Origin of the sequence: Bacillus sp. FSL K6-0994 (assembly GCF_038630815.1) — a bacterium.
Lineage (GTDB): Bacteria > Bacillota > Bacilli > Bacillales > Bacillaceae > Bacillus > Bacillus safensis.
On the sequence record NZ_CP152043.1, the window covers coordinates 2,670,187 to 2,690,582 of the forward strand.

General features: G+C 41.7%; 19 protein-coding genes and 1 other annotated feature. Of the genes, 5 read left to right on the forward strand and 14 right to left on the reverse strand.

The features are described from left to right. Positions 1-126 precede the first annotated feature (126 nt). Together MHB69_RS13815 and MHB69_RS13820 are read left to right on the forward strand one after the other, a co-directional pair. A complete protein-coding gene (locus tag MHB69_RS13815; protein ID WP_034279475.1) occupies positions 127-1,659 on the forward strand; it encodes a BCCT family transporter in 1,533 nt (510 codons plus the stop codon). Positions 1,660-1,789: 130 nt separating this feature from the next. Then, on the forward strand, positions 1,790-1,897 hold the full coding sequence (locus tag MHB69_RS13820; protein WP_342495686.1) for a CbrC family protein: 108 nt from the start codon (positions 1,790-1,792) through the stop codon (positions 1,895-1,897). 44 nt (positions 1,898-1,941) lie between these two features. Here the strand turns inward: MHB69_RS13820 and MHB69_RS13825 are convergent, their stop codons facing one another. The 7 genes from MHB69_RS13825 to MHB69_RS13855 form a co-directional block, all read right to left on the reverse strand. Beyond that, a complete protein-coding gene (locus MHB69_RS13825) occupies positions 1,942-2,124 on the reverse strand; it encodes a sporulation protein Cse60 (protein ID WP_024424881.1) in 183 nt (60 codons plus the stop codon). Between the two features lie 100 nt (positions 2,125-2,224). Continuing rightward, on the reverse strand, positions 2,225-2,536 hold the full coding sequence (locus tag MHB69_RS13830) for a rhodanese-like domain-containing protein (RefSeq protein ID WP_217008764.1): 312 nt from the start codon (positions 2,534-2,536) through the stop codon (positions 2,225-2,227). Between the two features lie 54 nt (positions 2,537-2,590). Continuing rightward, a complete protein-coding gene (locus MHB69_RS13835; protein ID WP_342495687.1) occupies positions 2,591-3,274 on the reverse strand; it encodes a YesL family protein in 684 nt (227 codons plus the stop codon). Between the two features lie 24 nt (positions 3,275-3,298). Further along, positions 3,299-4,588: a Gfo/Idh/MocA family oxidoreductase gene (locus tag MHB69_RS13840; protein WP_342495688.1), complete on the reverse strand. Its 1,290-nt coding sequence runs from the start codon at positions 4,586-4,588 to the stop codon at positions 3,299-3,301. A 17-nt stretch (positions 4,589-4,605) separates the two neighbouring features. Beyond that, on the reverse strand, positions 4,606-5,130 hold the full coding sequence (locus MHB69_RS13845; RefSeq protein WP_342495689.1) for a lipoprotein YteS: 525 nt from the start codon (positions 5,128-5,130) through the stop codon (positions 4,606-4,608). After that, positions 5,127-6,239: a glycoside hydrolase family 105 protein gene (locus MHB69_RS13850; RefSeq protein WP_342495690.1), complete on the reverse strand. Its 1,113-nt coding sequence runs from the start codon at positions 6,237-6,239 to the stop codon at positions 5,127-5,129. Before MHB69_RS13850 ends, MHB69_RS13845 begins: the two co-directional genes overlap by 4 nt. Positions 6,240-6,257: 18 nt before the next feature. Continuing rightward, entirely contained in the window at positions 6,258-7,223 is a 966-nt protein-coding gene (locus MHB69_RS13855; RefSeq protein ID WP_024424886.1) for a sugar ABC transporter permease, read from the reverse strand. Positions 7,224-7,454: 231 nt separating this feature from the next. Here MHB69_RS13855 and MHB69_RS13860 point away from each other — a divergent pair, with 231 nt between their 5' ends. Continuing rightward, positions 7,455-9,755 (forward strand): helix-turn-helix domain-containing protein, encoded by a 2,301-nt coding sequence (locus tag MHB69_RS13860; RefSeq protein ID WP_034280716.1) that lies wholly within the window; start codon positions 7,455-7,457, stop codon positions 9,753-9,755. Positions 9,756-9,793: 38 nt separating this feature from the next. Here the strand turns inward: MHB69_RS13860 and MHB69_RS13865 are convergent, their stop codons facing one another. Beyond that, on the reverse strand, positions 9,794-10,165 hold the full coding sequence (locus tag MHB69_RS13865) for a winged helix-turn-helix transcriptional regulator (RefSeq protein WP_003217763.1): 372 nt from the start codon (positions 10,163-10,165) through the stop codon (positions 9,794-9,796). Positions 10,166-10,320: 155 nt separating this feature from the next. Here MHB69_RS13865 and MHB69_RS13870 point away from each other — a divergent pair, with 155 nt between their 5' ends. Both MHB69_RS13870 and MHB69_RS13875 read left to right on the forward strand, forming a co-directional pair. Beyond that, positions 10,321-11,508: an MFS transporter gene (locus MHB69_RS13870; protein WP_342495691.1), complete on the forward strand. Its 1,188-nt coding sequence runs from the start codon at positions 10,321-10,323 to the stop codon at positions 11,506-11,508. Positions 11,509-11,518: 10 nt separating this feature from the next. Further along, complete coding sequence (locus tag MHB69_RS13875) at positions 11,519-12,361, forward strand: aldo/keto reductase (RefSeq protein WP_034279459.1); 843 nt, start codon at positions 11,519-11,521, stop codon at positions 12,359-12,361. A 45-nt stretch (positions 12,362-12,406) separates the two neighbouring features. Here the strand turns inward: MHB69_RS13875 and MHB69_RS13880 are convergent, their stop codons facing one another. The 6 genes from MHB69_RS13880 to MHB69_RS13905 all read right to left on the reverse strand — a co-directional run bounded on the left by MHB69_RS13880 (position 12,407) and on the right by MHB69_RS13905 (position 20,009). Further along, positions 12,407-13,906 carry an extracellular solute-binding protein gene (locus tag MHB69_RS13880; protein WP_342495692.1) on the reverse strand — a complete coding sequence of 500 codons (1,500 nt, stop codon included), beginning with the start codon at positions 13,904-13,906 and terminating at the stop codon, positions 12,407-12,409. 25 nt (positions 13,907-13,931) lie between these two features. Then, the gene (locus tag MHB69_RS13885; protein WP_087976618.1) at positions 13,932-14,792 is read right to left on the reverse strand and encodes a carbohydrate ABC transporter permease; all 861 of its coding nucleotides are present in this window, start codon (positions 14,790-14,792) and stop codon (positions 13,932-13,934) included. Positions 14,793-15,011: 219 nt separating this feature from the next. After that, positions 15,012-15,764, reverse strand: a complete 753-nt coding sequence (locus tag MHB69_RS13890; protein ID WP_342495693.1) for an NAD(P)-dependent oxidoreductase — start codon at positions 15,762-15,764, stop codon at positions 15,012-15,014. Between the two features lie 46 nt (positions 15,765-15,810). Then, positions 15,811-16,713, reverse strand: a complete 903-nt coding sequence (locus MHB69_RS13895; RefSeq protein ID WP_046312137.1) for a dienelactone hydrolase family protein — start codon at positions 16,711-16,713, stop codon at positions 15,811-15,813. Positions 16,714-16,843: 130 nt separating this feature from the next. Then, complete coding sequence (leuS, locus tag MHB69_RS13900; RefSeq protein WP_342495694.1) at positions 16,844-19,258, reverse strand: leucine--tRNA ligase; 2,415 nt, start codon at positions 19,256-19,258, stop codon at positions 16,844-16,846. Positions 19,259-19,355: 97 nt separating this feature from the next. Continuing rightward, positions 19,356-19,577, reverse strand: a binding site (T-box leader). Positions 19,578-19,679: 102 nt separating this feature from the next. Then, positions 19,680-20,009 carry a DUF4257 domain-containing protein gene (locus MHB69_RS13905; RefSeq protein WP_008343006.1) on the reverse strand — a complete coding sequence of 110 codons (330 nt, stop codon included), beginning with the start codon at positions 20,007-20,009 and terminating at the stop codon, positions 19,680-19,682. Positions 20,010-20,396: the final 387 nt, after the last annotated feature.

Below are 20,396 nucleotides of genomic sequence, written 5' to 3' on the forward strand. Positions count from 1 at the left end.
ACATGTTACGGTAAAGTAGAGGTCGAGTGAGAAGCTCGCCTCTTTTTGTTTGAAATAAGTTGAGTTAGGGGATATTAAGCGAAGTCCTCTGCTTAAACGTGTAGAACAACAGGAGAGTGAGATGGTGTGAAAAACGTATCAAGTGTATTTTGGATTGTGATTGCGATCACATTTGTTGCCGTGATGTGGGGAGCGTTTTCTCCAGACACATTGCAAAATGTCACAGATCAAATTCAAACATACATTACAAATGACTTTGGCTGGTATTACTTGTTAGTGGTATCACTGCTTGTCGGCTTTTGTCTATTCTTTATCTTTAGCCCAATCGGTAAGATTACGCTAGGAAAACCCGGGGAAGAGCCTGAATTTGGTTTATTTTCTTGGTTTGCTATGCTATTTAGTGCCGGTATGGGAATTGGTCTTGTTTTTTACGGAGCAGCTGAACCGATCAGCCACTATGCTATTCAGTCACCAACAGGAGAGACTGAAACAGCTCAGGCCTTCCGCGATTCCCTTCGCTATACATTTTTCCACTGGGGGCTTCATGCATGGGCTATTTATGCCATTGTTGCACTTTGCATTGCTTACTTTAAATTTAGAAAAGATGCACCTGGCTTAATCAGTGCAACGCTGCAGCCCGTTTTAGGAAATAAAATTCACGGATGGATCGGTAAAACCATCGATTGTATTGCAGTATTTGCAACTGTGGTTGGTGTTGCAACAAGCCTAGGATTAGGCGCGGCACAAATAAATGGTGGATTGAATTACCTTTTTCATATTCCAATTGCCTTTAGCACACAATTGATCATTATTATCATTGTGACAGTGCTTTTTCTTGCATCTGCTTTAAGCGGGATTGGAAAAGGCATTAAATACTTAAGTAATATCAATATGGTATTAGCAGCTGTTCTGATGTTTTTCTTACTTTTGGTAGGTCCAACTGTTTTTATCTTAAATTCTTTTACTGATTCGATTGGACAATACTTATCCAATATCGTTCAAATGAGCTTTCGTCTATCTCCCAATGATCCTGAAAAGAGAGAATGGATTAATGGATGGACGATCTTTTATTGGGCATGGTGGATTTCTTGGGCTCCATTTGTCGGGATCTTTATCGCTAGAGTGTCACGCGGGCGAACAATTCGCGAATTTTTAGTGGGTGTCTTAGTCGCTCCTTCCATCCTAGTATTCCTATGGTTCTCGATTTTCGGTGTATCTGCAATGGACTTACAGCAAAAGAATATTGTCGATGTTGCAGGTCTTTCAACTGAAACGATGCTCTTCGGTGTACTGAATGAATATCCGCTGGCGATGATCACATCGATACTGGCACTCATTTTAATCGCCGTATTCTTTATTACATCGGCTGATTCAGCTACATTTGTGCTTGGAATGCAGACAACCTACGGATCATTGAACCCTTCTGGCAGTGTCAAAGTCAGTTGGGGCATTATCCAATCGGCTGTTGCTGCTGTACTTTTATTTTCAGGGGGACTTGAAGCCCTGCAAAATACAGCCAAGCTCGCAGCCTTACCGTTCTCCGTTGTCATTATATTGATGATTGTCTCGCTGTATAAATCACTAAATGATGAACGAAGAATCATCAAACAAACCAATCAAGTCAATAAACCAAGAAGTCCAAGAGTAAAAAAAGCATAATCGCAAGCGAGAAAAAGCCGTTCCTTATCCGAACGGCTTTTTTCTATATATACAATTTAAGATTGTCGCGAGCTTGAGGATTCCTTTAAAATAGTGATGAATCATCACTTTCTACATAATGGAGGTTTATATGACGTTACCTACGTTCAAGTACAACCCAGATCCAGTTTCGTTAAACGTGATCAAAAAAGAGCATACGACATGTCCTATTTGTGAGAAAGTAAGAGACGCCAGCTAACCAAAGAAAAAGGACACTTCAAGCAGGTCCTTTTTTGAAGCCGTCTATTTTTTATATAAAATGAGTGCAGAAAAACAGTAGAGCTGTTCCCCTCCCTGCTCACAGATCACCGCTACATTGTACTTGATGTCAATGATTTGGTCGTCATCCATTCCTTTTAAAAAATGATTGATTTCACTCTGCAAATCTTTCTCATGCTCTTCATCAAATACAGCTACCTTTAGCACCTATGCCACTCTCCCTTCTCTCGCTACTCTATCTTTATGCAAATAGAAAGAGGCATATGAACAAAAAAACCTTTCATCGTTAAGATGAAAGGCCTTCTATTTACAGCTTCGGTTTTATTTCTCCTGTCCAAGCAAGCATCCCGCCAACGACATTTGTCGCTTGGTAGCCTTGATCTTCTAGGTAATAGCAGACATTTTCACTACGTTTACCAGAACGGCAAATAATATAATATTCCTGCGTTTGATCGAATGCATCCAGCTTCTCAGGGATATCGCCCATTCGAATGTGGATGGCTTCCGGGATCATACCTTCTGCTACCTCTTCATCCTCACGTACATCGATAAGCTGAATGGCGTCTTCCTGCTCCAGCTTTTGTTTTAATTCTTCTATTGAAATTTCTTTCACTGACACGACTCTCATCTCTCCTTTTCATTACGGTGACACCATTATAGCAAATGATTCACTTCACTGCGTATTCACCCGCTTTGATTGAAGGAAAGACGGCAGCCGCTTCTTCACTTCGGCTGTCTCGTGCTCAATTTCAAACTCTACCTTTTTAAAGACTTGATAGGCCAGCCACATATGACCATAGGCGAGTATGCTCACACTGAAAAACGGCACGATTCCCGGTAAATAAGCAAACAGAACAAACAGCACAGCCGAGAAAACAAGCATAGAGAGTGTATATTGCAAATATGAGATACCGAGCAGAAGAGAGAATTTCAGATAGAGACGTTTTTTCCAATCGTAATGCGCAAGCAGCGGAAAAATATAAAATAAGCTCACAATAAACAGAAAACCGAAAATATATATAGCAAAGCGAAGCACATGTAAGAGCCAGCTCGCCGGATAGATATAAGCAAGGTCGACATAAATAATCGTTCCAATGATGAACAGCACCACTCCAATGATGTTAGAGCGTATAAACTCCTCCCTGAATACCTTCCAAAAAGTGCGGAATACATTGACCTGCTCATGCCCTTGAATCCACTTTCTCATCACGGAAAATAATGCAGTAGTCGCAGGCATCAAGCCAAATACGCCAAGCCCCAGGATGATGAACAAAAGCCATAACAAATTCGTATAGGCGAGCCTCATCACCCACTCACACATCCTCAGCATTCTGCTCATTGAACCATCATGATCCATCTCTTTCCCCTCCTCTCTTTCTCTTTACACCGTCTCTTTATGAAACAATTCATCGATTTCAATTGGGCGCTTTTCTGCGACAGAGCGCCACATGCCTTCCCCAAGAGCAATCGAATAAGCACCAGCCTCTGCTCCTGCTAAGATGTCATAGTGAATCAAGGGATCTTTTCCTATAAATAAATCAGCCAAAAGCAGAGGATCTCCTCCGCCATGTCCGCCTGGCTGCTTTACGACTTCAATCGTCTCCTTTGATCCAAACATCGGGTAATAAGAAATTGTTTGTTCTGGGAATTGAAAAGGAATTCTTGATGGCACATGAAACTCATTTGTTTCAATACGCCCCTTCGTCCCATTAATGGCAAGACGATAGCCTTCATATGGGGCTGAGAATTGAATCGAATAGCTGAGCAAAGCCCCTTGGTCATAAGCGACTGACGCCACATATGTATCCTCAATATCAATTTCCTGATCAAAAATGCAGGCATCAGGGCGATAGTTTGAGTACTGCTGCGTTTGCTCCTGACCGGATTCAATATGGTCGTCCTCCACCTTCGAGCGCTCAACCCGCGGATTCCACCTTGCTTCATAGTGACATATATCCTTCACATGACATGTTCCGCAAAATCTTTTTTCCTCCCCCTGCAAGGGATTCCAAGGGCTTTCGCTGCCGTAATAGTTCAGCGCCCCGTAAGCAAATACTTGCTTCGGCTTTTGATCAATCCACCAGTTGACCAAATCAAAATGATGCGTCGACTTATGAATGGACAGCCCGCCAGAAAATTGACGTGTGCGGTTCCACCTTTTGAAATAACTAGCACCATGGTACGTATCAATGAGCCAGCTCAGTTCAACAGATGTGACCCTCCCAATTTTCCCGTCTAAAATAAGTTCTTTTACTTTTCGATGGAAAGGATTGTAGCGATAATTAAAGGTGACCGTGACCTTCCCTTTACTTTCCGCCTCTTTATCCACCACTTTTTTGGCGTCTTTTGCTGTTGTCACCATCGGCTTTTCAGTGATGACATCTAGATCATGGTCAAGTGCCTGCATGATATATGTGACATGTGTGTCATCCCTGCCTGCCACAATGACGATATCTGGCTTTGTTTCCTTGACCATCTGATCAAATGCATCTTCATGAAAAAACGAAACGCCCCGGAGTGATGGAAAACGCTCCTGACAAAGTGTATACCGCTGATGATCTATATCTAGGAGTCCTGTAATCCGATAATGCTCATTGAAATCCTCTGTGAGCGGTTTAATAAACATATTGAACGCACGATGGCTCAGCCCGCAAATCACGACCCGTTTCACATTCCCCACCCCATTTTCTATTGGTTTTCACGAAGCTGTTTCATAAGAGACAGCGCCTCTTCCGTCTTATCAGCATACATGGGAATGAAAGCGACCATATCCCGGTGTAATTGAAAGGTATAGCCGTTGAGTTTTTTCTTTCCTTTATTGATTTGAACCGCATAATCGACCGTTTTCCCTGTCTTTTTGTCCTCGACCGTATATGGTCCTGCTGCTTGACCGCCTATTTCCATCTCTTCCAGCAGCTGAAAGCTTTCAGGATCATCATACGTTCTAAACATTTCTTCTGGAACAAACATCACGTCCCCCTCTTTTGAGGTAATTTCAACAAGAAGCTTTTCAGGAATCGCCGGAAAGATGTGGACGCTATACGTCTCTTGTTCCGGCTGAAAAGCCTTCTCCACTAATTGATCCTTCATCCCCTTTGACATATCAGAAAAAATCAGGACATCGATCCCGTTTGTTTTCCCCTGACAGGCAGATAAACAAATGGCAGCGATGAAACTGATGAGCCATACGACGGCTCTTTTTTGCCTCCTCATGCCTTTTGAAAAACAGACAGCTTTTCTAGCTCAGTTAACGCCATAATAAAAGCGCCTGCCCCGTGCAAGTCATTAGTGCTCCGCTCTCTTCCAACGTAGTAATCATAAAATCCCGCAGATGTTCCAATACAAATATCATTGATAGTAAAATCACCATTTTCTTTCTCAGCCGTCTTATGCTGAATCAAGCCTTGATATGCTCTGACCACATGATCAACATAACGGAGGCTCACATACCCTTCATTCATGGCCTTTGCCATGGCGTATATGAATAAACACGACCCCGAGCTTTCAAGCCAATTGTCACTGTGATTTCCTTTATCAATGATTTGATGCCAGAGACCTGTCTTTTGATCCTGGTACTTTGCCACACTTTCCAGCATGTCTGTCAGCGTTTCCTTCCACACCTTCCGCCTTTCATGCTGCTCGGGCAAGTCCTCGATCATATCTGCTAATGCAAGGACATACCAGCCAAACGATCTTGCCCAAAACTCTGGGGAACAGCCGGTCTTTTGATCAGCCCATGGCATCGTTTTTCGTTCATCCCACGCGTGATAATACAGACCTGTTTGTTCATCTTTCGTATGCTTTCTCATGAGATGCTCTTGATGGATGACCATATCCACTAGTGACTCTTCACCTTTAAGCCGAGCATACTTTAAGGCAAAAGGACCGCCCATGTAGAGACCATCGAGCCACATTTGATAAGCATAATTGTCTTTATGCCAAAATCCGCCCTCAGACGTGCGGTTTAGCGTACGATATAGTCCGCGCAGCTTCTCCGCCGCCAGCACATACCGCTTCTCTCTCGTTCGTTCGTAAAGAGGGAATAAAATGAGTCCTGCTTGAATGGCATCAAGCTCATCCCTGCGAAATAACAGATTACCGTACTCATCAATGAGGGAGTCCGCATAGTTTTTCACATAATCGAAATACGCCTCGTTCCCTGTTGCCTCATATAGCTTCATGACGCCGCAAAGGAAAACGCCTTGATGATAATGCCATCTTCCAGCTGGCGGCAGCTCAATTGGTGTATACGCTTTCATAATGGTTTGTGCTAATTTCTCTGCATGCTCAAGCGGTGATCCCTTTTCAATCGATAAAGTCATTCTTCCTCATCTCCCTTTTTAATAAATACCTTCTTCCCCGAATTTCTTCGCTAAACGGTTTGCCAGCATGACCAAAATAAGTCCAACAGCTGCTTTAAATAAACCAACAGCGGTACTATAGCTGAATTGTCCTTGCTTAAGACCTGCTGTATAAACGTACGTATCAAAAATCTCTGCTACTTCCCGGTTCGTTGCGTTCAGTAATAGATAGACATGCTCAAAGCCAAGCTCAAGCGTATCACCGATTTTTAAAATAAGCAGAACCACAATGACACTTTTAATGGCAGGAAGTGTGATGTGCCACATTTGTCTCAGTCTCCCGGCCCCATCCATTTTTGCTGCTTCATATAGCTGCGGATCTACCGCTGTAATCGCCGCAAGGTAAATGATTGTTGACCATCCTGCTTCCCGCCAGATGACCTGTAAAATGTACATCGGTCTAAACCATTCCTGACTAAGAAGGAAGTTAATCTTTTCTCCACCAAAGAAAGCAATCAATTCATTCATTAACCCGCCATCTACTGTTAACAAAACAAAAGATAAGGACACGACAATCACCCATGACATGAAGTGAGGAATATAAATCATCGTCTGTACAAATTTCTTAAACAATGCCAATCTCACTTCGTTTAAAAGAAGCGCTAATAAGATCGGAATTGGAAAGAAAATCACGACATTCATGGCAAATAAAATCAGTGTATTTTTTAATAAGATGAAAAATGTTGGTTCTGTAAACAATCGAATAAAGTGTTTGAAGCCAACCCACTCACTGCCAAGAATGCCGAGAAACGGCTGGTAATCTTGAAAGGCAATGATGAGCCCCCACATTGGCACATATTTAAAAACAATAAAATAAATGAGCCCCGGCAAAATCATTAAATACAAAAACTTTTGACTTAGCAATTGATTAAGTAAGCGCTTTCTTTTTTCGCTTTTCAAAGCTGCCGCAGGCACACCCTTGGCAGTGACATCCTCTGTTTTCATTGATAAAGCCTCCCCTCATGCTAATGCATGTGTTAACTGTATCTTAAGGATGAAAAATCCGTCTACAATCATATCAACAGATCATATTTTCATAGGTGATGCTGATCAAAACGTTACATAAAACATAAGAAAATGATCCTAATCTCAGAAAATGATTATTGACAAACCTACCAGATTTTTGGATTAATAAATTAAGGGGAAAAGATTGTTTTGTTTGAAATGGGGGGTTTTATGAAAAGAAGGCAGTACAAATTTTATTACAAGCTAGTGACGTTTTTTTTCATACTTAGTACGATTCCTGTTATCATTGTCGGCATTTTTTCTTATCAGCATTCGCAAAAAACAGCACTTGAAAATATCTCAAATGAAAAGCTCGACAGCGTCAAACAAACGCAATCCAATATTGAGCATATTTTAAAAACTGTTGATCATTCTCTCACTCACTATGTCAGTTCGCCGCCTCTCCTTCAAACACTGGCAGAACCTTTAAATCCAGACCAATTTCAGCTTTATAATCAAGTACAGCAGGAACTGAACTACCTGCAAACCTTTGACACCGACCTTTCCAATATTACACTCGTCAGTAAAATGGAAGACTGGTACATGAACAATTCGGGGCTTTATCATGTCACAAGCGAAGACCAAGAAAAAGCGCTGACCTCTTACCTCAATATACCAAGTCACTCCAGCTGGGCACTTGAAGAGAATAATCCACTTGTTGCGACAAAAGAAGGAAAAGCATCCTTTTGTAAGTACAATGTGAATTTAATCAAACAACTGCCTATGAACAGCGTTCAAAAAAAGGGAATCGCTGTCGCCAGCATTCCAAGCTGCGTAATTGCTGATAACATGCCTGACTTCTCTCAATCAGATAGTATGTTTGTCATCGATACCAACGGAAAAGTGCTGCTACATAACCGCAAAGAACAAATTGGTGAATCGCTGAAACATCAGGATTTCGTCAAGCATGTGCTCTCACTTGAAAAACGATCAGGGCAATTTGATATGAAGATCGACGAACTCAACTATCAAATCACATTTCAAAAATCAGATTATAATGAATGGACGTACCTATCCTTCGTTTCTATTCCAGAGCTTAAACAGCAAACGAAATCAATTGGGTGGATTACCTTTATTATCTGCACCATTTTGTTAGCGCTTTCATTACTATTTTCATGGTTTGGTTCCAGACACTTTTATAAACCAATCCGCTTATTATACGAGTCATTTGCACGTAATGAATCATTTTTGCAAAAACAGCCTTTTCAAAATGAATTTGAGTTGATTGAATCGAGTATTAAACAAATGAAAGATCAAAACAATGATTTAGAGGAACGGATTGAGCAGCAAGTGACACACTTACAGCAATACTTTATGGTACGGCTGCTGCTTGGAAAGCTGACAGATGAAGAAGTTAACAACCGGTTCCAAAGCTTAGGCTTTCCTCAGGGCTGGTCTCATTTGTCTATGCTTGTGACCCAAATCGATACGTTAAAAGGAACACCTTATGAAAAAAAAGATGCTGACTTGCTTTTATTTGCGATCAATGGACTGATCGAGCAGATTATTCCGCAAGAGGAGCACCTTCAGCCAACCGTTGTCAATCAGCATCAAACAACGATTATCCTCAACCACTCAAAGTCAGATGAAGAGTTTACTGAATATTTAAATCAATTAGCAGAAAGCATTCAGCAGCGTATTGAAGAAGAGCTCGGTTTATCGATCAGCATTGGGATCAGCCGCCAGTTTAAGGAACTCACGATGGCAAAACATGCTTACATTGAAGGAAAAGAAGCCTTAAAATACAGACTCAAAGCAGAGAAAAAGTCTATTATCTTATATGAGCATATCCAGCAAGGAAAGACGTTCAAAACCCATTTTCCAAAGCAGCTGCAGCATGATTTATTTGATGCGATGAAAGCTGGAGATCAAGGCAAAGCGGATCACTATTTACATGTGCTCCTGCAATCCATTTTTTCTAAAAATGCAGGACCGCACGAATACCATATCGCCCTCGCTCGTTTCTTAAACAATTTAATTGAGCTGATGCATTTGCTGGGCATTGAATTATTTGAGGTTGAAGATAACAAAATGCTCTATGATACGATTTTTGAATTTAAAACCTTTGAAGATACGGAAGCATGGCTGAAACATGAAATCATTCGGCCAATTATTGACCAGCTTGCTGCACGTGAAGACTCACAATACAAAAACATCTCAGAAAAAATCATTCATATTATTCATCAAGAATTCGACTCAGATCTCACATTGGATGAAATCGCCACACGTCTGCATTACAATCCCAATTATTTAAGCAGCATTTTCAGAAAGGAAATGGATATCTCCTTTAGTGAATATCTCTCTTCCTACAGACACCATGTCGCTAAAAACTGGCTAGTAGAAACCGATATGTCCGTCAAAGAAATTTCGGAAAAACTGAAATATAAAAACCCGCAAAATTTCATTCGGTCCTTTAAAAAGCTGGAAGGTACTACTCCTGGGAAATACCGCGACCAGAAAAAAGGCATGTAAGACAAAGAGTCCCGCTCTCACAAGAAAGCGGGACTCTTTTATTTAAACTGTTCATTTAAGATGCTGTCTTCCAGCACGGAAAGCGGCTCTCCATACACACGTTCAATATGAGCTGCCCCCCAATCGCATAGCGCATTGAGAATTCTTTCGAGCGACTGTCCGTATTCACTTAATTCATATTCCACTTTAGGCGGCACCTGTTCATAGACGATCCGGTTAATGACCCCATCACTTTCAAGCTCTCTCAGCTGCTGCGTGAGCATTTTTTGTGTGATGTTTGGCATGAGCCGCTTCAATTCGCTCGTCCGTTTTTTCCCGTGTGTCAAATGACATAAAATCACACACTTCCACTTCCCGCCTATGACCTCAAGCGTTGCTTCCACAGAGATATTATATTTTTTCTTTTCCATCGAATGTTCACTCCTCTTTGTACGAACAGGCACTTTTTAGTACCTATATTACAAAAAAGTACGTACTTTTTTTTTCGTCATCTATGTTAGATAATAACTCTTGCCGGTCGGCTTCGTCTATCAAAATGTCATCACAGAAGGATGTGAACTTACTTATGAAGAAAAAGCAAAACCATTTTGCTCTTCTCGCACTAGCGATTAGTGCTTTTGCTATAGGAACAACTGAGTTCATTAGTGTCGGTCTTTTGCCAATGATCTCAGAGGACTTTGGAGTGAGCGTCAGTCAGGCAGGCTGGACTGTCTCTTTATATGCACTTGGTGTGACATTTGGCGCGCCTATATTGACTTCCCTTACTTCCACGATGAAAAGAAAGACATTGCTTTTGCTCATTATGCTCGTCTTTTTGATTGGTAATACACTTGCCACCATTGCCCCGACTTTTTCAGTGCTGTTAATCGGCCGGGTGATTTCAGCCTTGTCCCATGGAATCTTCATGTCTATCGGCTCTACGATTGCTGCAAGCCTTGTCGTGAAAGAAAAACGGGCAAGCGCGATTGCCTTTATGTTCACTGGTTTAACAGTAGCGACTGTGACAGGTGTGCCATTCGGGACATTTCTTGGTCACGAGCTCGGCTGGCGGACATCATTTGGTGTGATTGTGATCATTGGTCTGATCGCACTGATAACCAACTATTTTCTTGTGCCGTCTCAATTAAAGCAGGGGGTGAAAACATCTTTTAAAGATCAAGCTGTTCTATTAAAAACAAAAAGAATTTTGCTTTTATTCGTCATTACAGCCACAGGGTATGGAGGAACCTTTGTCGTCTTCACGTATTTATCTCCTCTCTTGCAGCATGTGACAGGTCTTGCGCCTGGGGCTGTGGCCTTGATCCTGCTTTTATACGGAATCACGATCGCAGCCGGAAATGTCATTGGCGGAAAAGCTGCTAATGAACAGCCAATGAAAGCACTGATCTATATGTTTATCATCCAAAGCATTATCTTGTTTATCCTTAGCTTCACTGCTGGATTCACAGTGTTAGGCATTGGAACCGTCATTCTGATGGGACTGTTTGCTTTCATGAATGTACCTGGGCTGCAAGTAGCCGTCGTTGACTTTGCAGAAAGATACACACCCGGAGCGGTCGACGTCGCATCTGCTATGAATATCGCTGCCTTTAATGCCGGTATTGCCATCGGCTCATTTTTAGGAGGCATCGTGACAGATACACTTGGTCTTGTGCATACAGGCTGGGTCGGCGGCATCATGGTCCTCATCGCAGCCATTCTTACGATGATCAGTTATCAAATGGAACAAAAAGAACAAACACAAACCATTTAAAGGAGTTTTTATGATGGAACATTTACAAAGTACAAAAACATTAAACAATGGGGTCCTCATGCCAGGCTTTGGCCTTGGTGTATTCAAGGTGGAAGATGGAGCAGAATTAGTTGATGCTGTCAAAACAGCCATTCAATTAGGCTATCGCAGTATTGATACAGCGGCTATTTATGGAAATGAAGAAGGTGTTGGACGAGGCATACAGCTTGGTTTAGCAGAAACAGGACTGCGCCGCGAGGATATCTTTGTCACATCAAAAGTGTGGAATGCCGATTTAGGATATGAATCTACCCTAAATGCATACGAAGAAAGCTTAAAAAAGCTTCAGCTTGACTACCTTGATCTGTATTTAATCCATTGGCCGGTTGAAGGAAAATACAAAGAAGCTTGGCGTGCACTGGAAACCTTGTATCGTGAAGGAAAGGTCAGAGCCATCGGAGTGAGCAACTTCCAGCCGCATCACCTAGACGAACTATTAAAAGATGCAGACATCAAACCAGCGATCAACCAAGTAGAATTTCATCCAAAACTAACGCAGGAAACACTCTCTACGTATTTGAACTCTCATGGCATTCAAATGGAAGCTTGGTCACCGCTGATGCAGGGTGAACTGCTGCATCACCCGCTGATCACAGAGCTCGCAGACACATACGGTAAAACACCTGCTCAAATTATTTTGCGCTGGGATGTACAAAAAGGTGTCATCACCATCCCAAAATCAACGAAAGCACATCGTTTAAAGGAAAACGCTGATATATTTGATTTTGTCTTATCTGATGAAGATATGAAACGTCTTTCTGACTTAAATGAAAACAAACGTATAGGTCCAGATCCAGATAACTTCGACTTTTAATGAAAACACCCCCGCTTTTTTGCTTTGCGGGGGTGTTCCTATTGGTCATTTTGATTTTTTAAAGGAAGCTTCATATTCTTCTATGATTTTATTCCCACCATTGGATTTCCACTTCTCTACATCCTTCTGAAATTGATCTTCACTGATGTCTCCAAGAATGAACTTATACGTCGCATCATCGATGATTTTCTTCAATTCGTTTCCACGCTCTGATGCTGTTTCTGAATACAGGCTTTCAGCAGGATTGGCAACGATGATGTTTTGATTGTCTTCTTCTAGCTCTTCATATTTAGAACGAACTGCATCCCCTTTATTTTTCAAGTAACGTTTATCAATTCCTACAAGACTGACAAGCGGCTGTACATCTGTCTGCCAGCTTTTCACTTGGCTTTCTTCCCTGACAAATGTATTTCCTTCTTCTTTCTTATAATGCTGGCCATCTATACCGTACGTCATGAGACCATATACATCTTCTTCGGCAATGCGGTCAAAGAAGGCCAAAATCCGCTTTAATTCTGCCTCTGATTTCACGCTTGTTTTAGGGAATGCGAAGATGCCATTATGACCACCTGATGCCCACACACGTTCTTTGCCATCTGGGCCTTTGATTCGGTTGATAATATCTACTTTCATGTTTTTATCTGTCGCATCATCTCTCAGGTTCACGGCATCTACCATATTTCCAACATAGATGCCTGCTTTTCCTTGTGAGAATAATTCCTGCTGCTGTGTTTTGCTTGTCACTGGGAAGTCTTTGTTAATATAGCCATTGTCGCGCAGCTTTTTCATGTATTTCATTGTATTCATGTACTCATCCGTCATAAAGTCTGGCGTGAATTTCCCGTTTTCTTCTTTCCAGTCTGTGGGCATTCCTTCATATGAACCAAGTGTTTTAAATGCGCCATAAATTAAATCGTTCCGATCCGTAAAGCCAATTGTAGCCGCTTTTCCATTTTGATTCGGGTCTTTTTCAGTAAAGGCTTTGGCTACTTCATATAGATCATCCAATGTTTTTGGTGTATCCAAATTTAAATTTTCAAGCCAATCCTTTCGAATGACAATCCCTTGTCTTGAAAGTGGTCTCTCTCTATAGATGCCATAAAGCTTCCCGTCTATAGAGGCGTTTTTATTAATCAATTCGTTCATCTTACTTAAATTTGGATAATCCTTTAAATACGGACCGACTTCCCAAAACATGCCTGATCTGAACGCATTAATCGCAGACGAATTTTTAATGTCTTGAATCGTCACAATTTGCGGCAAATTCCCTGCTGCAAGTGCGGAATTTAACCGATCTTCCTTCACAGCATCAGGCACCCATGTAATATCAAGCTCTGTATTTGTGAGCTTCTCAATCTCTTTTAAAACGGAATCCTTCGGCGGCTGCTGATGATATAAAATCGCCATCCATGTCAGCTTTACCTTTTTGTCTAAATCAACCTTCTCATCTGATGAGTTTGCCCCTTTACTTGAACACGCTGACAGAATACCGCTTGCTGCAAATAACAGGACAAACGCAATCAGCCATAATTTCTTTCTCCCCATAAGATCCCTCCGTTGTTCCATCTTTTTAACCCTTTACAGAACCTAGTAATGCCCCTTTGTTGAAATGCTTTTGAATAAATGGATAGACAAGCAGAACCGGAATGGTTGCCACAACGATCACAGCCATTTTAATCGTCTGGTCTGGCGGTGGTGTGGATGAGCCCATATCCGACATATCTCCCTGCATTCCGCTTGAGACAATGACAATCTGTCTCAGCAGCACCTGAATCGGCCACTTCACTGAATCATTTAAATACAGAATGGCAGTCATATACGTATTCCAATACGTCACGGCATAAAAAAGTGAAATGGTTGCAATGGCTGGCAAAGAAAGTGGCAGCACAATTTTAAAGAAAATCCCTAAATCGTTACAGCCGTCCATCTTCGCTGATTCCTCAAGACTTGCCGGTATGTTTTGAAAAAAGTTTTTCAAAATGATTAAATTGAACGCATTGATTGCAACCGGTAGAATAAGTGACCAATACGTATCAAGCAGACCAAGTGTTTTCACCACAATAAACGTCGGAATCATCCCTCCGCTAAACAGCATCGTGAAAACAACGAGAAACATCAGTGTTCTTCGGCCTTTTAGCTCCTGGCGAGACAGCCCGTATGCCATAAGCGAGGACAAAAACATGCTGACAGCTGTTCCAACGAGCGTCACAAGAATGGATACAATGAGGCTGCGATACACAATATCTGTAGAAAAAATATATCGATATGCCTCTAAAGAAAACGTCGTCGGGAACAAGATAAACTTCTTCGTGATGACCTCTTCTACTGTTGCAAAAGAGGCGGCAATGACATGGATGAACGGAAGCACACATATTAATGCGAACATGAGTAGAAAAGAGTAATTAAATAAATTGAACAATCGGCCTTTAATAGAACGATCTATGTTCATCACGCCCTTTCTTTGAAAGCGTTATCATTTCATCTGAAAGTAAGCTGCAGCCTGTGACGATATCGTGATTAAAATGTAACAAACGGGGGAAGAAAGCGTCTATAATCATTTTGACAGACCAACTGGATAGATCATATCAGCCGTGCTTTTATGCTCATGAAACAAAAGAATAAGATCATTAGCTCATGACATGATTATGCCCTATGCTTGATCATTGTCTCCGAGGATCTCCGTCGTATTGACATCTGGTTCATAGCCTAACTCCTGCTTCGTTTTCTCAGTAGACCACGGCTTTTCTTCATTCTCTGATACAGCATAATAGGTCCCAAAGGAGATATTCGTTTCAATCGCTGCCTTTATCATACCTGCAAGATCTTCATGTGACAGCAGTGTTCTTTTTGTTCTTTGTTTTTTGTGTAATGCCGTCATCTCATCTGTCACCACTGTTCCAATTCTTAAATTGATGACAGACATTCCCGTTTGATCGTGGAACAAACGCCCTAGCTGTTCGGAAGCAAATTTTAAAATGCCATAGACATTTTTAGTCGCAGGCACATCGTCAGTTGTAATCTGCCGCCCAAGTAAGGAGCGTCCATCCTCTTCATAACGATCTGTCACATGGTTGCTGCTTGCAAAAATGACTTTTCGAATTCCTAGCCGCGCGGCTGAACGAAACATATAATAGGTACACCTCCAAAAAATATCAGTCATTTTTGCAAATTCTTCATGATCCATCACATCATGCGTCATGTCCATGTTTAGAAGATGCAAGATGACATCTGTATCCCGCGGAATTGCCTCATATACATTCTGTTCATTCGCTGCATCGGCTAAAATGACTCCTTCTACACAGCTTGTTAGATCAATAATCGTGACGCTGTACTCATCAGAGAGCGCTTTTGTTAAAAGACGTCCAATCACACCGCATCCGCCAATGATGGTGATTTTTTTCATCTGTCTCCTCCTTTCTTTTGACGTAGTATGTCCAAGCATTTCTTGATTACAGCCACTTTTTCAAAAATCGTGTCGCCTCGTGTCGCATAGCGGCTGTTTCAAAATGACCTGCATGAAGACGGGTAAGCTGATATCGTTCTTTCAATGAAGCAGCTTCATAGGTTTGACTCAATACCTTTTGAATCCTTCCAACGCCTTCAGCAGGCGTGAGCTGATCAAGTTTTCCAACTAAGCTTAAATGCGGTCTTGGAAAAATCATTTCTTGAATGTCCGCTGCTGTAAAATGCTTCGCCAAGCTCGGTACATAGTAATAAAAGCCATGTCTGTCCAAATTGTTCGTTTCAATTAATGTATGATGGTCCACCTGTGCACAAAGATCAATACACACACTGACCCTCTCATCAAGTGCAGCCGTCCACCAGGAAAGAAGACCGCCCATTGACATCCCAAAGACAGCTAACCTGTCCGCCAGCACATCAGATCGAGACAGCAAATAATCAATCGCACACATACTTTCATACAGCATCATGCCCCACATCACTTTTCCTGTTAAAAGCATTTCCTTAAAAATTTCACTTTCTGTTCTTCCTCTTCTCTCACCGAACCCTGCATGATCAATGGCCAGTACACTATAGCCTTTAGACGTAAACTCTTTTGCATATGAAGGCGTTTGCAAATAATGAGCACCTTTTAACAGCTCGTCCTTCCCATTCACGTAATTCCCGCCATGTGAATGCTGGAACAGTACAACGGGTCTTTTTTTCACCGTATCCTTCGGTTTCACGAAATAAGCAGGGACTTCCTCTTCACCATTCATGGAGAGAATGAGCGTTTCCACTACATATGATTCACGTTCTTCCATTTTTAACGTATAAGCCTCCACGCGATGACGTTCTGGCATTTCTCCTAACAGACTGAGCAGTTGTTCACGTTTGCTTTCCTTTTCCATTGACGTCACTCCTCATTTTCTTGATCACCTGTTAAAATACGAGACCGATGCGGGAATCACCTTGTTTTCGACAAAATTATGTCCCGGGAAATAAAGAACACCCACCGGTTCATACCGATGGGTGTCATCATTAGTTTGCAACAATATTGACAAGCTTCCCAGGAACTGCAATCACTTTACGAATGGTTTTCCCTTCAAGCTGTTCTTTTACACGTACCTCATTTTTCGCGAGCTCTTCTAACTGCTCCCTTGTTGCATCAGCAGGAACGGTTAATTTTGCTTTTACTTTACCGTTAAGCTGTACGACAATTTCTACTTCATCGTCGACAAGTTTTGACTCATCATATTGAGGCCATGCTTCATAAGAAATAGATCCTTCATGACCAAGTTTATTCCAAAGCTCTTCTGCTAAATGCGGTGCAATTGGAGAAAGAAGCTTTACAAAGCCTTCTGCATATTCTTTCGGCAGTGTATCAGCTTTATAGGCATCGTTGATAAACACCATTAATTGTGAAATGCCTGTATTGAAACGCAAGCCTTCATAATGATCCGTTACCTTCATGACTGTTTCATGATAGCTGCGTTCTAATGCGCCGCCAGATTGCTCTGTCACTTTATCACTGAGTGAGCCATCTTCATTTGTAAAGAGACGCCATACACGATCAAGGAAACGACGAGCGCCATCAAGTCCTGTTTCAGACCAAGCAATTGACGCATCTAAAGGTCCCATGAACATTTCATAAAGTCGTAATGTATCCGCACCATGAGATTCTACGATATCATCCGGGTTGACCACATTTCCTTTTGATTTACTCATTTTTTCATTGTTTTCCCCAAGAATCATACCTTGGTTGAACAATTTCATGAAAGGTTCTTTTGTTGGAACAACACCGATATCATACAAGAACTTATGCCAGAAGCGCGCATATAGAAGATGCAGTACAGCGTGTTCTGCTCCGCCGATATACACATCAACTGGAAGCCATTTCTTCAGCTTCTCAGGAGAGGCAAGCTCTTCTGTGTTATGAGGATCAATATAACGTAAGAAATACCAGCAGCTGCCTGCCCATTGCGGCATTGTATTCGTTTCGCGGCGGCCTTTTTTACCTGTAACAGGATCTACAACCTCAACCCAGTCTTTAATATTGGCTAATGGTGATTCACCTGTACCACTTGGCTTAATCTCTGTCGTCTTAGGCAAGATCAGTGGAAGCTCTTCTTCTGAAACAGCTGAAGATGTTCCGTCCTCCCAATGAATGATTGGAATCGGCTCACCCCAGTAGCGCTGACGGCTGAACAGCCAGTCTCTTAAACGATATGTGACTTTCTTTTCACCTTTTTGATGTTCTTCAAGCCATGCAATCGCTTTTTCAATCGCTTCTTCTTTTCCTAAGCCATTTAGGAAATCAGAGTTAATGTGCTTTCCATCACCTGTGTAGGCTTCTTTCTCAATGTCTCCGCCTTCTACAACTTCTTTAATTGGAAGATCAAAGGTTTTGGCGAATTCATAGTCACGTTCATCATGGGCCGGAACCGCCATAATGGCTCCAGTTCCATAAGTCGCCAGCACGTAATCGGCAATCCAGATCGGCATCTTTTCACCATTTAAAGGATTGATGGCATACGCTCCTGTGAAAATACCTGTCTTCGTTTTAGCAAGATCTGTCCGCTCTAAGTCACTCTTTGATTGAATCTCTTTGATATACGCTTTGACAGCTTCTTTTTGAGCATCTGATGTAATTTTTTCAACAAGTGCATGCTCTGGTGCAAGCACTGCATATGTTGCGCCAAATAGTGTATCAGGACGCGTTGTGAAAACCGTAAACTGTTCGTCATGTCCTTCTACTTCAAAATGAACGTGCGCACCTTCAGAGCGTCCGATCCAGTTACGCTGCATATCTTTGATGCTTTCAGGCCAATCAATGTCCTCTAAATCTTCTAACAGCCTGTCCGCATATGCTGTAATCTTTAGCATCCACTGCTTCATAGGACGTCTTTCAACAGGATGCCCTCCGCGTTCACTTTTTCCATCAATGACTTCTTCATTTGCAAGCACTGTGCCAAGCGCTGGGCACCAGTTCACTGGTACTTCATCGATATAGGCCAATCCTTTTTCGTACAATTTTAAGAAAATCCATTGTGTCCATTTGTAGTAATTCGGATCTGTCGTGTTGATTTCTCGATCCCAATCATACGAGAACCCTAGTGATTGAATTTGGCGGCGGAAGTTATTGATGTTCTCTTCTGTAAAAGCCGCCGGATCATTTCCTGTATCAAGTGCATACTGTTCTGCTGGGAGACCAAATGCGTCCCATCCCATTGGATGAAGAACATCATATCCCTGCATGCGTTTCATGCGTGATAAAATATCCGTTGCTGTATAGCCCTCAGGGTGCCCGACATGAAGCCCTGCTCCTGATGGATATGGAAACATATCAAGTGCATAAAACTTCGGTTTATCTTCCGAGTCAGATGTGGCGAATGTTTTATGTGTCAGCCAATAATCCTGCCACTTCTTTTCAATTTCCCGATGCTGAAAACTCAATGTGAAAACCTCCTTTAATATGTACGGCTTTATCTGCTTAGATGACCACTGCAAGAATTCAGATTTTTCTAAAATCAACAAAAAACCCTCATCCCTGGAAAGGGACGAGAGATTTTTTGGTTCCCGCGGTACCACCCTTGTTAGCGTAACATGCTGTTCGTACGCTCACTTAATATCTTTAACGCAGACATGCGACAGAAGCTTTAACGCAACTGCAACTCTGAGGCGAGTTCAGAAGCAGATTTGATTGACTTTCACCAGCCGTCAATTCTCTAAAGACAAATACTGCTTTCCTACTACTCCTCTTCACTGTTCTTATCGTAACCGTCATCTAAGTAGTATTTTATAGAATTATGATCATAAGTGCAAGCAGGTTTGTATACAATGGGAATGTACCCTAGACTAGGGTAAAGTGAGGATATTATTCGTGTGGAGATCGGTTATGACGGTTGGAGCCTGCATCCTGTGAACGTTCTTCTCTCACAAAATCGAAGCTTCGCAGAACTGCTTCTCCTCCGTAACCTGAAATAATGGATAAGATGATCAAGTGCAGACTAGATTCGGGATTTGAGGATAAGACAAGCAGTGTAGCGGCAATCATCCCAACGAGCCAATCTTCAATAAACCCTAAGTAAATAAACTTTTTTGTCATTCTGGGCTTCTCTAGCCTGCCTTTTTTCTTTACGTGACCGAGAATGCCCATGACCCCTCCAATGGCGCAAGCAATAATGACTTGTTGCAGCATTTTCATCACCTTCCTAAAGCCCTTAGAATAGTAAAGCGACTTCAGGCTGTCCAGCCCCCTGTAATGCCATTCTGCTGTTCCGTCATAATCCATGTAAAAGGTCTATTCTCTCTAACGAAGAAAAAAAGCTTGTTTCTTCCATTATATGTGAATGACCTAAAAACAATCTTGATGCATTGGAATCATTTTTACCTAATCCATATTAACTATTTTTGTCATTTTATGAATGATGAGTAATTGATTCCTTCTTTTTCTAATGAAAAGTCTCCTTACTTACTCTATTCTAATGGAGGACAAACTATGATGACAAATTTAACAAAGCGTTTGCAATCGTTGAAACAGAACATATGTTATGTTACGTTTAAAAGGATTCATTTGATTGAAAAGACAACC

Excerpts from the sequence above, each read along its gene's own strand:
- MHB69_RS13820 (WP_342495686.1), top strand. The coding sequence starts at position 1,790 with ATGACGTTACCTACGTTCAAGTACAACCCAGATCCAGTTTCGTTAAAC.
- MHB69_RS13855 (WP_024424886.1), bottom strand. The coding sequence starts at position 7,223 with ATGAAAACAGAGGATGTCACTGCCAAGGGTGTGCCTGCGGCAGCTTTG.
- MHB69_RS13880 (WP_342495692.1), bottom strand. The coding sequence starts at position 13,906 with ATGGGGAGAAAGAAATTATGGCTGATTGCGTTTGTCCTGTTATTTGCA.
- MHB69_RS13875 (WP_034279459.1), top strand. The coding sequence starts at position 11,519 with ATGATGGAACATTTACAAAGTACAAAAACATTAAACAATGGGGTCCTC.
- MHB69_RS13845 (WP_342495689.1), bottom strand. The coding sequence starts at position 5,130 with ATGAGGAGGCAAAAAAGAGCCGTCGTATGGCTCATCAGTTTCATCGCT.
- MHB69_RS13905 (WP_008343006.1), bottom strand. The coding sequence starts at position 20,009 with ATGAAAATGCTGCAACAAGTCATTATTGCTTGCGCCATTGGAGGGGTC.
- MHB69_RS13860 (WP_034280716.1), top strand. The coding sequence starts at position 7,455 with ATGAAAAGAAGGCAGTACAAATTTTATTACAAGCTAGTGACGTTTTTT.
- MHB69_RS13890 (WP_342495693.1), bottom strand. The coding sequence starts at position 15,764 with ATGAAAAAAATCACCATCATTGGCGGATGCGGTGTGATTGGACGTCTT.
- MHB69_RS13865 (WP_003217763.1), bottom strand. The coding sequence starts at position 10,165 with ATGGAAAAGAAAAAATATAATATCTCTGTGGAAGCAACGCTTGAGGTC.
- MHB69_RS13895 (WP_046312137.1), bottom strand. The coding sequence starts at position 16,713 with ATGGAAAAGGAAAGCAAACGTGAACAACTGCTCAGTCTGTTAGGAGAA.
- MHB69_RS13870 (WP_342495691.1), top strand. The coding sequence starts at position 10,321 with ATGAAGAAAAAGCAAAACCATTTTGCTCTTCTCGCACTAGCGATTAGT.
- MHB69_RS13835 (WP_342495687.1), bottom strand. The coding sequence starts at position 3,274 with ATGGATCATGATGGTTCAATGAGCAGAATGCTGAGGATGTGTGAGTGG.
- MHB69_RS13850 (WP_342495690.1), bottom strand. The coding sequence starts at position 6,239 with ATGACTTTATCGATTGAAAAGGGATCACCGCTTGAGCATGCAGAGAAA.